We start from the raw sequence: 14,071 nt of genomic DNA, 5'->3' as shown, positions 1-14,071 counted from the left end.
TCTGGAAGATCGCCAGCTAGACGTTTGTTGGTTGGAGTTGCTACCTGAAATCATCGTCCACATCGCAGAGCGTGCGATTGATCTCAGTTCATGCGGGACTCCAAAATGCGCGGGTTTGGAACGCCACATCACAAAGCCTGTTGTCGGTTCAGAAATGACCGTTGTGGTCGCAGCCCCATATTCTTGGAGCGTCAGATGAGCAAACGCAAACCGGCACCAGCGTCAAAGCGCGCCCGCAATCCGAAAATGACCGCGCGGGCCCAACGGAACACGCAGGCCATTGCTAGAAGCCCGAAAGAGACTTTTCTTCGCTCTGTTGCGGCAGTCTCGATTGAACCGCCTCTTAAGCTTCATGATGATCCTAGACACGAGGCTCCTATCATTGAGTCTCGGGTGGATGCCTTGCCAGAGGACCTCAGTCAGAGAATGATTGATAGCGATCCAATGAAAGGCTTTGCGGAAGCCACGGCAAACATGCAGGCGTACCAAGCAAAGCTTCTTGAGATAGCCCAGGCCAACGTGCAATTTGCTTTTGATTTCGGCCTGAGACTTGCGATGATCAGGTCACCAACTGAACTTTTCGCCGTCATTACGGAGTTTACAAGCAGACGGGTCGATATGTTCGGGCAGCATTCGAAAGAATTGGCGGCGTATCCGTTCTGGCGCATCAAGCCGCCCCGAGAGCTCACGGCTCTGGCCGGACGATAACTGCAAGCGGTACCCGCTGCGGCAAAGGATGGACGCAAACGCGGATCACGCACGCGCCGATCACGTTGCGCGGCTCACAACGAGGGAGCGGAATCAGCAGCCCTTAGCGGGCTCGGTGCCGCCAATGCGAGGGACCCACGATCAGGAATGTAGGTTGACACCATGTCCACAACTGAAGCCGTTCTGCTGATCGTTTTTGCGGGACTTGTCGTTCTGATCCTCGGCAACATCGCGTTTCAGGTGACAGCGGAGCGAAAGAATCCGCCTATCGGCGTCATTACCGATTGCGACGGAGTGCGCCTTCACTATATCGAACGGGGCGATGCCGCCGCGCCTTGCGTGGTCCTGTTTCACGGGAACGGCACCATGATTCAGGATCTCGTCCTAAGCGGTTTGGTCGACCGTCTGGCCCACAACTATCGCGTCGTTTGCTTCGACCGGCCAGGGTTTGGCTACAGCGACCGTCCGCGCACGCGCATCTGGACGCCCACAACGCAAGCTGCCTTGTTCGCGAAGGCTCTTGATCAGCTTGGGGTGCGCAATCCCGTGGTGCTCGGCCACTCCTGGGGAACGCTGGTGGCGATCGCGCTGGCGCTGCGAAGCGGTTATGCCGTGAGTGGGCTGGTGCTTGTGTCCGGCTATTATTTTCCAACCGCTCGGACGGACTTTTGGCTCATGTCAGCTCCGGCGCTGCCGCTGCTCGGCGATCTGATGCGCTACACTATCTCGCCGATCATATCGTGGGCCATTATGCCGAAGCTGATGCGCACCTTGTTCGCGCCGCGTGCCATTCCGCCGGAATTCAAGAATGAATTTCCGATCTCGTTGGCTCTCCGGCCCAAGCAGTTGAGGGCGGCCGCCGAGGAGAGCGCGTTCCTTATTCCAGCTGCTGCGCAGCTGCAGCTTCAATACCGGGGCATCCGGTGTCCGGTTAGGATCGTGCATGGAAAGGCTGACCGGCTCATCGAGGCCGACCAGTCGCGCCGCCTCCACGCGGTGTTGCCCCGCTCCCTGCTTCATCTGGTCGAGGATGCCGGTCACATGGTTACCTATGCAGATACGCCGGGAATAGCGGATGCCGTAGCGGCGCTGGCGCTCCCCTCACCGGTGCGGACCGCATAGGCTTTCTTGCTGCAATGCGGGCGTCCGAAAGGGCCCGAGACATGCCGGTCCGGTCTGACGATGTCCGTTATCCGGTCAGACCAGAAGTCGCCCGCTCAGGGACAAACCGACGCGATTGACCGTGCGCCCCGAGGGCGCGAACTATCAGTAAGGGAGGGTCTCACCCGGATAATGTCGATTGGTCCGGAAGCTGGCAGGCGGCTCGGTCGGGTAACTGGCTGGGTCGGAGCCCTGCGACAAAGGCGGCCTTGGGCCGCTGAGCGATCCGATGGGCCGTAACAAAGTGAAGCCTGAGCAGGCCTCGAAAGTTCTAATGCGGATGCCGACCCTCCGGTCATTTGGGGAAGGCCGCACGTGTGGGGAAGCAATTGACACGCGCACCCACGCGATCCGCCGGGGTAGTGGGCACGGCACGTCGGAAGGGTAGTTCGCAGTTACAGGGGGAGATCCGTCGCGGACGAGGGTAGCGGCCTCAACATCGCATCAGGCGGTGGTCACGGTGGGAGTCGGACAGGGCAGTAGGAGCGTTGATGCCGGGTAATGCCGGTGGAGCAAAGGGCCCCGACTTCTGGTGCGCTTTTGAAGATGGTGAGGTGACCTGACAACGCCTGATAAGATCCGGAGCCTTCAGAGAAAGCTCTACTGTAAAGCGAAGGCGGAGCCCACCTTTCGCTTCTATCTGCTCTACGACAAGATCTGTCGCGACGCATGGTTCATCGCTCGCGAGCCTTCAACCGGTCATCGTCACGGAAGAGGGCCCGAACAGCAAGCATTGTTGCGATTGATCGGAACGCTGGTCGAGGTACCGCCTTTTGTTTAGCAGAACTCAGCAGTTCGCAGGTCATGGCGCTGGCCGACGTGTACGCCTTTAGTGCGGCAAGCGCGCAGCTCGTGGCTGCGAGCGTTCGAACTTTACGAGTCTGAGCGTCAGACCGACATTGGCCGCGCCTTTGTCACACCTCGTGCCTTTGAGGGGGCTTTGCGCGCCGCGCTCGCAGGACATTTTCGCGATCGATCAACCGATCTCCTGCTTTGCGCTAGTCCTACCACGTTTGTTGAATTGCACGGCCGCCCAATGCACACACGAATCGTTTCGTAAAGAGGTTGAACAGGCCGCATCAGGCCGAGGGGGCGAACTGACAACAGGCAAAGCATCCGCGGCAGCGGGGTACTCATGAAGTCTGTAAACATCGCCCGCAGTTTAGATCTTCAAACAGCCTTTGCTGCTCCTTCGCCAGGATAAAACTAGGAGTCAGCCATCCAGCGATCGGGGAAGCGAATACCAACCTCTACGCTCTTGACCTGGCTTAGCGAATCCAAACTGCTTTGTCGGCTCTTCTCTCGGCGACCACGCGCGATGATTTTTAAGCGAAGCCGCCGACGAGCTTGCTTATGCATGGCTTTGACCGGTTCAATCAAAAACCCCGCTCCCAATGATTTGGGAACGGGGCATGACCACAAGCTCTGCCAGTACATCCGTGGCGAAAGCGACAGGTCTGTCGTGCTCTTACTTAAGCAGCAGCACGAAGATTTTCGGCGGCGGACTTGCCCGTACGACGGTCTGCGACGACGTCATAAGACAGCGTCTGACCTTCGCTGAGAGTGCCCATACCGGCGCGTTCGACCGCGCTGATATGAACAAAAACGTCGTTGCTGCCGTTTGTCGGCTGGATAAAGCCGAAGCCCTTTTGGGTATTAAACCACTTCACTGTACCTGTGTTCATCAGATCGTCCTTTCGTAAACGCGCAGGATCTGGCGCGCGGAGTTGCGGCCAGTCCGGTTAGTCGATGTTGGAGAATGTCTGAAACGTGCGCGCCGTCAGGAGTTGAGGCGAAAGCGGAACAGTTGTTCGGCCAGTATCGATATCTGAAACAATACACCAGCAGTTGAGAGACTTCAATAAGAAAGCCAACGGTGCTTTTCAACACGGTTGGTGGATTTGTTCCGAAACTGGTGACTGAATTGCGGGAACGACCTTGGGTGCTCGGAAATAGAGCGGCTCCTCGCCTGCACGACAAAAGGAGTCGGCCGGGGCCGGGGGCTTGAAATGCTTCCGCGAGCTTCACTTTTTGCGCACTTTCCTGCATAGTTCGGCATGGCAAAAGTAAAAGTGAGTTTCAAACCGGTCCGTAACTCTGAAGGCGACTGGGCTATCATCGCCGAGTACCCAGGCGCAGAACCCCGAGAAATTGACGATTGGATGAATGGAGAGCGTCGGATCGCATGGCTCCGATCCCAGGGTTACGCGAAGTGACATGATGGCTCCTTCCTCCAACTATCTTTGCAGCGTGATACGGCTCTGATCAATGAGTGCAAGGATCCAGTAATGACCGAACGGAAACGCTCCGCCCAGCAGCAGGTAGCCTTCGAGGCGGACCGCAAGGCGCAAAACCCAAACGGAGCGCGGCAAACGATTGCGGACAGTCAGGCCGATCCAAAGTTTCAGGAAAACCACAGACGTCTCAGAGCGGAGCGGTTAGCGCGAGAGATCGAGGGCAAGGCCGGCAGGTGAGGCTCTTGAAGTTCTATCGGGGATGTTCTTCCCGGTGGTGCGGATTTCAGGAGAGTGCCGCTTCGACGGTGTGAACCTAAGTAGTCGCAAATGGAGAAAGCCCGCTCGTTCCGGTGTCATGTTGAAGAAGTGAAAGCCGGCTTTGTAGGAGCCGTGCACAACGCTTGATGAACGTGTCCTCGATGACCGGCCGGCGGAGCACGCCGTGCGGCGAAGGCAGCTGGAGACGGACCGCGGAAGAAATCTAGTAAGCGAGAGCGAGAATCCTCGTCGGTGCATCGAGCCCCGAGGGTCTCTAGAATGAAAGCCTTTCTACACCGCCTCCTGACGATCAAGTCCGACTTTCCAATCTGGGTACGCTAGGCGACGGCGGTCGCGGCCATTCTGGCCGCCGCCTACCTCTGCTCCATCGGTTGGATCGCCCGACGTCACGCGCGGACACAGAACCCTTTCCAGGGCTCGCGACGTTTGCACAACTGGAGGAAGTGAGGACGTGTAATGAGGGCCAGAACGACATGCGGATACTGATCGTCGACGACCATCCCGTTGTCGTAACGGGCTGCCGGGCCTTGTTCACTTCGGACCCTTCCGTCGAGATCCTGGAAGCTTCCGATGCAAAGGACGGCCACCGTGCGTACTTGCAGAAGCATCCCGACGTCACCGTGGTTGACGTGACGCTTCCCGACCTTACCGGCTTCGAATTGACCCGGCGAATCCGCAGGGATGATCCCGCCGCCAAAATAGTCATGTTCACCGTGAGTGAAGATCCAGCGTTCGTGGTGCGCGCTGTGGAGATGGGCATTCAGGGATATGTCTCAAAGGGCGATGATCCCCGTCTCCTGCCAAGGCCATCCGGAAGGTTGCAGCCGGGGAGCGCTTCGTCTCACCGCGTCTGGCTGAAGCGACGACCTTCGCGGGCGCGGCGATCAAGGCCAGTCCTTTGACGCAGATGAACCCACGCGAACTCGAGATCCTGAAGCTTTTGGGTCGCGGCGACCGCATCTCAGAAGTCGCGTCCGAACTCGGCATCTCCTATAAAGCCGTTGCCAACACGACCTCCATGCTGAAGTCCAAGCTCGGCGCTAAAAATCACTCCGACCTCGTCCGGATTGCAGTCGAGATCGATTTGTACCGGTGAAGGGTCGTCGACTGGGATCCTGTTTTTCGGCCGCTTTCGCGCAATAACGACATCGGAGAGAGTTCTACTCATCAGTGCCATCGAGCGGTACGACCTCTGGACGGCTAGGGCGATCCATATGGCGCTATCCGGACGGACTGATTGAACTCATCGTCAGAAACGTCCGCACGAACTCCATTATGATAACTAGGAACCCAATCGGCCGAGCGGAGTTAAATCGCCGCTTCTCAGTTGCGTTGCGAGGCCGAGCGAAGGAAGCCCATGCGTCGCGTTCGACTTGTGATAGCAGATCGACGTCCCATTGTTCTGCAGGGTTTTGCATCGCTGCTCGTAGCGCAGCCCGATTTCGAAGTGGTTGCGTGCTGTCTTGATGGAGTTAGTTGCCTTGCGGCCATTCGGAGCTTGACGCCCGATGTGGTGTTACTGGAGGACGGGTTCACAGATGTAACCGCCTCCGACATCCTCGCCGTCATGGACGACGAAGGCCTTTCCTCCCGGCTGGTGTTCTTTACTGCTACTGTCGCCTGCGGCGATCTTGCCAGGGCACTGGCGACCGGTGCTTGCGGCGCGATTTCGATGAACGCCCAACCAGAAGCGCTGGTCCAGTCCCTGAGGCTGGAAAAACCGGGGTCCGACTTGGCTAGGGTCGGTAACGAAGCTAATGGGATCGCCTCGTTCGGCAATAACGTTCTGGCGGTTCTGACCGTCAACGAGCGGACGATCATGGATCTCGTCGCCGAAGGTTTGTCGGACAGTGAAATTGCTCGGGTGCTCGGTGTCTCTCTCGAGATCGTCAGGATTCACATCGACCACGCGCGACAGAAGCTCGGAATCAAAAGCCGGACGGAGCTCGCCGCGCTGGCACTGTCGCGCCGTTATGGCGCGATGAGTATCCTGGCAGCTGCGATCTTGGCAGCATTGGACGATTCGCCCTGTCACGCCGCAACCGAAAGTTTCACGGTCATGGCCGAAAACGGGTGTGCGGAGGTCGTCACCATCAAAATCAGCCGCAAGGAAGCAGTATCAGGTGGGACCCTGGCCAGAGGCGCGACCAAGGACCGCGCCGGCGCCGCAACTGGGTCATCGCCGACCGGCAAAATCGTCGATCCCGTGGCCGAGATTGCCGCGAGCCTATTTACGCAGGTAACACTCAACGCGCCGAGGCCGGGTTCGAGCAGCTACAGCATCTTCATGGTTGCAGCTTTCGCCGCCTTGATCTACGAGGTCGATGGTGCCAACCACGCCGTGCAGGCGTTCGATTTCGGCGATGACATCGTCACTTCATCTACCGTAAGCGACGCCAATGGACTGGCATCCGCACTTCCCGGGTTCGCAAATTTCGGCGGCACGGCCGTGTACGATGGGGCGTTCGCATTCGAGTTCGCTCAAGGCGATACAATCGCCACAGGCGGCAGCGAGCTTAATGTCGGCAATGCCCATGCGGAGGGTGGCGGCAGCGACCGAGAAATCACTATTCCCCGAGGTTCCGGGACCGTTGACGTTGTTGCGGCGGCCACGAACGAAGCCTCGCAGCGTGACCCAACGCAGACAGGCCGGGATAACGGGTCCAATCAGGATCGATCGCAATCGGACTTGCGCGCTTCCGACAACAGCTCCGAAACCGCTAAGCGCGAGGCCCCGGGAGACGATTTAAATCACGGCCAATCGCAGAAGGCCCTGCATGAGTCCGACCACAGCTCCGGAGCCGCCAAGGGGCACGCCAAGCATGAGGCCGCGGGAGACGATTTAAATCACAGTCAATCGCAGAAAGCCCTGCATGAGTCTGACGCCGGCTCCGGAGCTGCCAAGGGGCACGCCAAGCATGAGGCCTCGGGAGACGATTTAAATCACGGTCAATCGCAGAAGACCCTACACGAGTCCGACAACAGCTCCGGAGCCGCCAAGGGGCACGCCCAGCATGAGACCGCGGGAGAACATTCGAATCGCGGACAGGCGCACGGCGATTTGCAGGCTTTCGAAGATGGCTCCGCGGCCGGCAAGCAACACGCACAGCATCCACAGGCAGGTGATTTAGATACTGCCAAACCGCAGCGGGATATACCAACGGCGTCCGCAAATTCTGCCAACGATGCACATTCGGCATTGAAGATTGCGACTGCAGGAAAGAGTGGGCCCTCTTCCGGCAGCGCAGATCAGGCCAAATCAGCGGTTGGCACCGAACTTGGCGATTCCTTTCATTTTAAAAATGGCACCGACAATACGTTTTCAGACATGTATGACCTACAGCAACTGAGCCACGGAAATGGAAAAAACCATGGAGATAGTCAGCATGCTGTTGCACGCGAGGGGCCGGAGCCGGTCCAGGATGCTGACGGGATTGATATTTCAGATGCGCACCACGATCACTCAGGGCACGCCAATCTCCATGCGGCTCACGATTTGATTGTGTAGCAATTACTGATCGAATGGGCCGTGCTGCCTTCAGAACAGCAAGATCATCCGTGTCGGCCAAGTCGGCGTTCACCGCAGCATTCGAGCATCCCCTCGAGGCGCTCGCGACGCCATCAAGGCGATCCAGGACAAGACCGAGGTATCCAGGGTCGTAGAGGAGCTGCTCGATGGCTGACGGGACCTACAAGCTGAAGGAGTGGCCGTCGCCTCGGGACCTCTCGGCGCTCCCGCGACATCACCCGGCTGCTATATTCCTTGACAAGCTCAGACAACGCCCACTGAATGCGGGCATTAAAGGTCAGACCAGATGGTGAGCGACGGCTTGAACAAAGGAGTGGTAGGCGGCACCAGCGAAGCTGGTGGCACATCGGCTGATAGCGCGGATGCTTCGTCGCGACCCTTCGTTGGTGGAGAGGGCGAAGGCCGCTCATGGCCGCCAGGCCAACCAGTTCGCGCTGGCCTTCGTACGCGAGTGGGAGGACCAAGGACCTCCTTGCGCTACAGCTCGGCGAGCGCGCATCGAACCTCATCAGCCGTGACCGCGAGATGGTGCGGCTCGGCTGCGCAACTGTTCTCCGTTCTATCTTGCTGAGGGCGTGACTTAGGCGACTACGACGCCAGGCTCCGCCTCAGAAGGGCGGCGCGACGCGTCGCCAAGCGAGCATCTGGAGCTTCACCGAAGGACCGGCCGGACGAGGACACAGAGAGCATCAAATGGAAAACCCCGCCGTCCGCCGGCGGGGTTTTTTTGTGTCCTACGAAAGTAGAGGGCGTTTAATTAGGGGCGTTTTATGCTCGTCGCGCGCAGCGCGGAAAGGGCCTCTCCGAGAGCGGGCTTTTCCTAGGTCACCAGCTACGGGTCCCGAAGCTGAAACCGATGCTCGGGCCGCCGTAGTAGTATAGCCGCGGTCGTAGTAACTGGGCCCTCCGTAGTACCCGTAGCTGCGGCGCACGACGTACCCGTCATCGTCGCCGCCGTAATAGCGCTGAACGTAGCGGGGGCCACGGGTCCGATAGCAACGTCCATATTCGTTGCAGACCAAGCGGACCTGGTCGATGGCGGAGGCTTCCGTCGACCCGGCGGCGGTCGGATTGAGCGGGGCGGCGACCGCCGCCGATCCCAGCAGCGCCGCGGCCACGGCGCTGGCGGGCGCTTTTGGTCGATCCTGAGGTGGATGCGAGTTTTTGGATTTGCTTCATGGTGGGAAAGCGCCAGCGGGCAGGGTGGTCGGTCATGAGGCATTAGAACATAACAAGAACAATTGAGTCGAGTCGCAACTCACGGACGCAGCGGGGAAAACCGTCGACGCTAACGGCGTCGCAACCGATGCGCTCGGCCCTCAGAGAATGGCGCGGCCTAATGCCCCCGCGCCGGCGCGCCGAGGTCGATCGGGCGCAACACGGCAGCAGTCGGAATCATCAGCACGGCAATGATCGCGAGCATCCAGAACACGTCGATATAGGCGAGGAAGTCGACCTGCTGCTGCAAGGTCTTCCCCACCCAGGCGATCGCCTCCGCGGCCGCGTCGCTCGGATTCGAGCCCTGGGCCTGGAAGTAGCGTGTCATCGCGTCGATGGTCTGCTGATAGCCGAGATCGGACGGCGCGGCATGCTCGATCAGGCGGCTTTGATGGAATTGCTGGCGCTGCGCCAGTACCGTCTGCGCCAGCGCCACGCCCATGGAGCCGCCGATATTGCGAGCAACGTTGATCAGCGCTGACGCCTGGTTGGTCTTGTCAGACGGCACGCCATCATAAGACGCGGTTGTTACCGGCAGGAACAGGAATGGAAGCCCAATCGCGAGGAAGACGCGTGCCAGCGCCGCGTAGCCATATGTAATGTCGCCGTTCAGCCCGGTCAGATGCCACATCGAGAATGCAACCACCGTGGCGCCGAACATGATGAGATATTTCGGCTGCACCGTGCTGACGAGCCGGCCGACGACCGGCATCAGCATCAAGGTGGCGATGCCGCCGGGCGATAGCGCAAGACCGGCCAGTAGTGCCGTGTAGTTCAGCTCGGTCTGGAGCAGTTGCGGCAGGATCTGTGTGGTCGAGATCAGCACCGCACCGGTGCCGAGCATGACCAGGAAGCAAGCAGCGAATTGCCGCCGGCCGAGCAAGCGGAGATCAATGATAGGCTCTTCGCGTGTCAGCTCCCACGGGATCAGTGCAAGCAGCGACACAGCTGACAGCACAGCGAAGAAAATGATCATATTCGAGCCGAACCAGTCGTTGCGCTGGCCCTCATCGAGCACGTATTCGAGCGAGCCGAGCCCGATCGCGACCAGTGCGAAGCCGATATAGTCGACCTGCACACCCTTGCTCAGCAGCTTCTCCCGCTCCTCCTCCGCGCCCGACGGCTCTTTGACCAGCGTGCCGACCAGGAACAGCGAGAGCAGCCCCATGGGGACGTTGATCAGGAAGACCCAGTGCCAGCTGTAGGTATCGGTGATCCAGCCGCCGAGCGTCGGGCCGATCACCGGCGCGACGACCACAGCGACGCCGTAGATGGCAAACGCCTGTCCGCGCTTCTCCGGCGGGAAGGAGTCGGCGAGGATCGCCTGCTCGCTCGTGGCCATGCCGCCGCCACCCAGACCTTGCAAGATACGGAAGAGCACCAGCGATTGCAGATTCCAGGCGAACCCGCACAGCAGGGAGGAGATCGTGAAGGTTGCGACGCAGATCATGTAGAAGCGCTTGCGGCCGATGACGGTCGACAGCCAGCCCGAGATCGACAGTACGATGGCGTTGGCGACCAGATAGCTGGTGATGACGTAGGTGCTCTCGTCGATGCCGACCGCAAGCCCACCGGCGATGTGGCGCAACGCGACATTGGCAATGGTGGTGTCGAGCACCTCCATGAAGGTCGCGATCGAGACCACGAAGGCGATCAGGTAGGGATTGTGCCCGCCAGCCGCCGAGCGTTCCGGCGACCAGCCACCGGCCGATGCGCCGTCTTGCGTGGTGTCCGTCATCGCACCCGCGTCCGGCGATCGCCGGCAGTTGGTCCATGTGCTCCTTACGCGGTTGCGGTATGCTGTGCAAATCGAGGAAGAACTCCTCGTGGCGGCGTGGCGTGGACACAAGGATATGCCGGGCTTCACCGATGCCGACATTTGTGAAGCCGTGGCCGACATTTGTGAAGCCGTGAATGACGCCCCTTGGAATTATCACGCGGGCGCCGGGGCCGACAATTTCGGTCTTATCTGCCGATGAGATACTTTAGTTGCCCCTCGATTACCATAAAGAGCTTGTCTTCGGTCGACGAGATATCAGCAGGCGCGCCGAAACCAGGCTTGATAGTCATGTCGAGGACAGTGAACGGGCTGGGGAAGGGGTTGATGATCTTGGCGGTTATTCCTGCGAATTCCGTCGTTTCAAATTCCGTGGTGACACCAGGTTTCATTTTAGCTCCAAACGTCAGCAAAAGGTAGCAATTGCCTGCCGAGAATTTTGTGGGAGATGTCGACGAATTCGGAACTCCCACATGCTCAGCCAGTGGTTGATCTCGCGGGCTCACGGGTGATGTTCCTGCAGATGCGGGCAACGATCTCGTAAGAGCGGCGGGCAGCAGCGGGGTCGCGGATCAGCGTGACGACCATCAGTTCGTCGGCCAGCGTCTTTCGCACCATTGCCTCGATACCGGATCGCACCGTCTCCGGCGAGCCCACGATAGCATAGGGCAGGTCTTGCTCAGGCGTTGCCGCTGCAGTGGGTGTCGTGACCTTGTCCGTCGCCAATGGCACGCTTGTCTTGCGAAACCACTGCATCAGGATCGGCCGGATCGATGCCAGCAGATCCTGGGCTTGAGTATCGGTCTCCGCAGCAATGATGAAGGCGGAAACCATCGTATAGTCGCGCTGCAGGGTTTTGGAAGCTCGGAAATTCTTGCGATAGGTGTGCAAGGCGACCTGCAGGTCATCGGGCGCAATATGGCTCGCGTAGGAGAACGGCAGGCCAAGCGTTCCGGCCAGCGCCGCCGACGATGTTGACGATCCCAGAAGCCACACTGGAACATCGAGACCTCGCGCAGGGACGTACGCAGCGTCGTCCGCCTGCCGCTCACCGAGCAGCGCCAGAAGCTCGTCGAGGTCGCATTTGAATCGATCGCGCGCATCGGGCGGCTTGCGTAGCATCCGGAATAGTGCTCTCGCGACGCAGGCTGTCGATCAATCGCTTCAGGTCGTTGGATACTCGGGCTATCTCGGCGAATGGGAGTTGACCGCCACCGTCATGGAAACCACATCCGGCCATACAAAGGAATACACCGGGCCATTAACGATGAAGCACATCGGTGTGTGTACTCAGGATGGTCCGGAAGAAAAGACTGGTGAAATGCGTTTTCAGATATCGGCCTCATCATCCCAATTGAACGCGACAGTCTCGGTTGCCGGCGTCGAATGCACCTACAGTGGGCGGCTGTCAGACTCCTATACGGGCGCCATGAAATGTCCTGATCGTCAGGCGGTTCCCCTCAAGCTGTGGCTGAGATAATCGCCTGTCGAGAAACGCTCACCTTCACTACCTCCGGCAGCTAGGAAGGATGGTACGCTGCGGCCTCGTTGATCTCCTGGGGCGTCATGGCTCGCGCGATGTTCCGCATAAGCTGGCTGATTTCTTGCGGCGCTCGCTCGAGGCGCGTAGTTGCGCCTTCACGTGGCCTCCGATTGTCCCTCCAGCTTACCCGCCTTATTTGTCGAGGCTGCCGTGTCACGCAGGGCGCGATGCCCCGCTGCGGTGCGCCGTAGGCGTAGTAGGCCGCGAGATCGGCGATTGGTCCGTCAGGTTGACCGTGACATCGCGGCGTTGGTGAGGGCTCCCGAGCGGAAGTCGAGCAGCTCCTTGTAGATCAGGCTGGCGTACTGGCTTCGACGACTCCGCGCGGCTGATGCCCGTCGGACCGTGGCAGATGGCGCAGGCTGCGCGAGCGTGGCTCCGCGCCGAAGCATTCCTCGCTCGGCTTAGCCAACATAGTCGACGCCGGTTCAGGAGATGGTGTGCCGTTGGCGTCCGATTTCGAGCCGGTAATCCGCCGATGCTCTAAGCTATCTTGGCGTCGGGCCACGCAATTCGGGAGGCTCGATATGGCCTTCAACAACGCGGGCATCCAGGCGCCGCCGAGCGATGCGGCGGACGAGACCGCGGAGAACTTCGATCGGGTGAACGGAATAAACCTTCGCGGAGTCTGGGCTTGTATGAAGCACGAATTGCAACAGATGCGGACGCAGGGAAGAGGAGCCATCGTGAATTGCTCGTCGCTCGGAGGTCTCGTCGGATTACCAAGCCGCGCCGCCTATCACGCCTCCAAGCACGGCGTCATCGGACTGACGCGGAGTGCGGCGATGGAGTACGCGCCACGCGGCATCCGGATCAACGCGATCTGCCCCGGCACGATCAACACACCGATAGTCTCGGACATGCTGGCGGAGCAGGCCGACGCAATGAAAGAAATCATGCGCGACCAGCCGATCGGACGGCTTGGCGAATCCGATGAGATCGCAGCCGCCGTTCTCTGGCTGTGCAGTCCCGGCGCCAGCTTCGTCCTCGGCGTCGCGCTACCGGTGGACGGCGGGTTTACTGCCCATTGAACACCACGTCGGCTTGCTGAGCGACGACATGGACCTTCCGCTGGCGCGGCGGGCCGGCTTGCCTGGTTGTCGTCTTTCTCGTCGGTCACGCCGCTGACCCGGCGGGGTCTTCCTTCATGCCGCGGGCGACGATCCGCAGCGTCCCGTCCGGAAGCGGGCGCTGCAGCTTCAGCGCCTCGTCAGCGGGCGCGGTCATCCAGGTCTCGACTTCCGCAGTCCTGCGCGCTCGCGCCGAGGAGAGTTTCGAGCGCCCTGTTCGCGTAGCAGATGCGCTGGTCGCCGCGGAAATGTTTCGAGACGACGATGGCGATCGGGATGTAGTCGAGGAAGCGTTTGAATTCCTCCGTTTCGATCGCCTTCGAAAGCTCGGCCGAGTCGAACAGATCGTTGATCTGTTGGGCGGTTTCGGACGGCTCCGGACCAGGTTGCTCGGATGACATCGTCGGCCCTTTCTTCAAGCTTCGTGGCCCGGCAGGACCGACCGTCTCCCGGCCAGCCTTTACCCCGCGGTCCGACGGGGAAGAGGCAATGATGGCACATGCAAGTGCCTCGGTCCCCTCCGGATTAGTGAGACGTCCGCCCGGCCCG

General features: G+C 59.9%; 11 protein-coding genes and 3 pseudogenes. 6 read left to right on the top strand and 8 right to left on the bottom strand.

Annotation, left to right across the window (positions count from 1 at the left end; all coding sequences use genetic code 11):
* Positions 1-195 precede the first annotated feature (195 nt).
* Positions 196-708 carry a phasin family protein gene (locus ACVJ5M_RS47975; protein WP_085398568.1) on the top strand — a complete coding sequence of 171 codons (513 nt, stop codon included), beginning with the start codon at positions 196-198 and terminating at the stop codon, positions 706-708.
* Between the two features lie 162 nt (positions 709-870).
* Entirely contained in the window at positions 871-1,830 is a 960-nt protein-coding gene (locus tag ACVJ5M_RS47970; RefSeq protein WP_085398569.1) for an alpha/beta fold hydrolase, read from the top strand.
* Positions 1,831-3,341: 1,511 nt separating this feature from the next.
* On the opposite strand, the gene ACVJ5M_RS47965 is transcribed toward ACVJ5M_RS47970, so the two are convergent.
* Together ACVJ5M_RS47965 and ACVJ5M_RS47960 are read right to left on the bottom strand one after the other, a co-directional pair.
* Positions 3,342-3,554, bottom strand: coding sequence for a cold-shock protein (locus ACVJ5M_RS47965; protein ID WP_028154346.1), 213 nt, complete (start codon positions 3,552-3,554; stop codon positions 3,342-3,344).
* 552 nt (positions 3,555-4,106) lie between these two features.
* Positions 4,107-4,286, bottom strand: a complete 180-nt coding sequence (locus ACVJ5M_RS47960; protein WP_028154347.1) for a hypothetical protein — start codon at positions 4,284-4,286, stop codon at positions 4,107-4,109.
* Between the two features lie 572 nt (positions 4,287-4,858).
* Between ACVJ5M_RS47960 and ACVJ5M_RS47955 the strand changes: the two are divergent.
* Both ACVJ5M_RS47955 and ACVJ5M_RS47950 read left to right on the top strand, forming a co-directional pair.
* Positions 4,859-5,481: pseudogene (locus ACVJ5M_RS47955) on the top strand (response regulator transcription factor).
* Positions 5,482-5,883: 402 nt separating this feature from the next.
* Entirely contained in the window at positions 5,884-7,893 is a 2,010-nt protein-coding gene (locus ACVJ5M_RS47950) for a response regulator transcription factor (protein ID WP_354100719.1), read from the top strand.
* Between the two features lie 846 nt (positions 7,894-8,739).
* Here ACVJ5M_RS47950 and ACVJ5M_RS47945 read toward each other — a convergent pair.
* The 4 genes and pseudogenes from ACVJ5M_RS47945 to ACVJ5M_RS47930 all read right to left on the bottom strand — a co-directional run bounded on the left by ACVJ5M_RS47945 (position 8,740) and on the right by ACVJ5M_RS47930 (position 12,031).
* A pseudogene (locus ACVJ5M_RS47945) lies at positions 8,740-9,032 on the bottom strand (hypothetical protein).
* A 218-nt stretch (positions 9,033-9,250) separates the two neighbouring features.
* Positions 9,251-10,870 carry a DHA2 family efflux MFS transporter permease subunit gene (locus tag ACVJ5M_RS47940; RefSeq protein WP_085398142.1) on the bottom strand — a complete coding sequence of 540 codons (1,620 nt, stop codon included), beginning with the start codon at positions 10,868-10,870 and terminating at the stop codon, positions 9,251-9,253.
* A gap of 227 nt (positions 10,871-11,097) precedes the next feature.
* Entirely contained in the window at positions 11,098-11,301 is a 204-nt protein-coding gene (locus tag ACVJ5M_RS47935) for a hypothetical protein (protein ID WP_201266103.1), read from the bottom strand.
* Between the two features lie 85 nt (positions 11,302-11,386).
* Complete coding sequence (locus tag ACVJ5M_RS47930; RefSeq protein ID WP_085398619.1) at positions 11,387-12,031, bottom strand: LLM class flavin-dependent oxidoreductase; 645 nt, start codon at positions 12,029-12,031, stop codon at positions 11,387-11,389.
* Between the two features lie 82 nt (positions 12,032-12,113).
* Between ACVJ5M_RS47930 and ACVJ5M_RS47925 the strand changes: the two genes are divergently transcribed.
* The gene (locus ACVJ5M_RS47925; RefSeq protein ID WP_144030593.1) at positions 12,114-12,389 is read left to right on the top strand and encodes a hypothetical protein; all 276 of its coding nucleotides are present in this window, start codon (positions 12,114-12,116) and stop codon (positions 12,387-12,389) included.
* A 533-nt stretch (positions 12,390-12,922) separates the two neighbouring features.
* A complete protein-coding gene (locus ACVJ5M_RS47920) occupies positions 12,923-13,483 on the top strand; it encodes an SDR family oxidoreductase (RefSeq protein ID WP_283808539.1) in 561 nt (186 codons plus the stop codon).
* A gap of 85 nt (positions 13,484-13,568) precedes the next feature.
* Here the strand turns inward: ACVJ5M_RS47920 and ACVJ5M_RS47915 are convergent.
* A pseudogene (locus ACVJ5M_RS47915) lies at positions 13,569-13,694 on the bottom strand (SOS response-associated peptidase); the annotation flags it as partial.
* A complete protein-coding gene (locus ACVJ5M_RS47910) occupies positions 13,663-13,923 on the bottom strand; it encodes a PAS domain-containing protein (protein ID WP_231145702.1) in 261 nt (86 codons plus the stop codon). The gene ACVJ5M_RS47910 and the pseudogene ACVJ5M_RS47915, both read right to left, overlap by 32 nt.
* Positions 13,924-14,071: the final 148 nt, after the last annotated feature.

Source organism: Bradyrhizobium sp. S3.7.6, assembly GCF_054061875.1.
Note: the sequence above shows the minus strand (reverse complement) of the source record. Positions and strands in the feature narration are given on the sequence as shown.

Bases quoted from the DNA above. Each gene is read 5' to 3' on its own strand.
- ACVJ5M_RS47975 (WP_085398568.1), top strand. From the start codon at position 196: ATGAGCAAACGCAAACCGGCACCAGCGTCAAAGCGCGCCCGCAATCCG.
- ACVJ5M_RS47970 (WP_085398569.1), top strand. From the start codon at position 871: ATGTCCACAACTGAAGCCGTTCTGCTGATCGTTTTTGCGGGACTTGTC.
- ACVJ5M_RS47965 (WP_028154346.1), bottom strand. From the start codon at position 3,554: ATGAACACAGGTACAGTGAAGTGGTTTAATACCCAAAAGGGCTTCGGC.
- ACVJ5M_RS47940 (WP_085398142.1), bottom strand. From the start codon at position 10,870: ATGACGGACACCACGCAAGACGGCGCATCGGCCGGTGGCTGGTCGCCG.
- ACVJ5M_RS47935 (WP_201266103.1), bottom strand. From the start codon at position 11,301: ATGAAACCTGGTGTCACCACGGAATTTGAAACGACGGAATTCGCAGGA.
- ACVJ5M_RS47930 (WP_085398619.1), bottom strand. From the start codon at position 12,031: ATGCTACGCAAGCCGCCCGATGCGCGCGATCGATTCAAATGCGACCTC.
- ACVJ5M_RS47910 (WP_231145702.1), bottom strand. From the start codon at position 13,923: ATGTCATCCGAGCAACCTGGTCCGGAGCCGTCCGAAACCGCCCAACAG.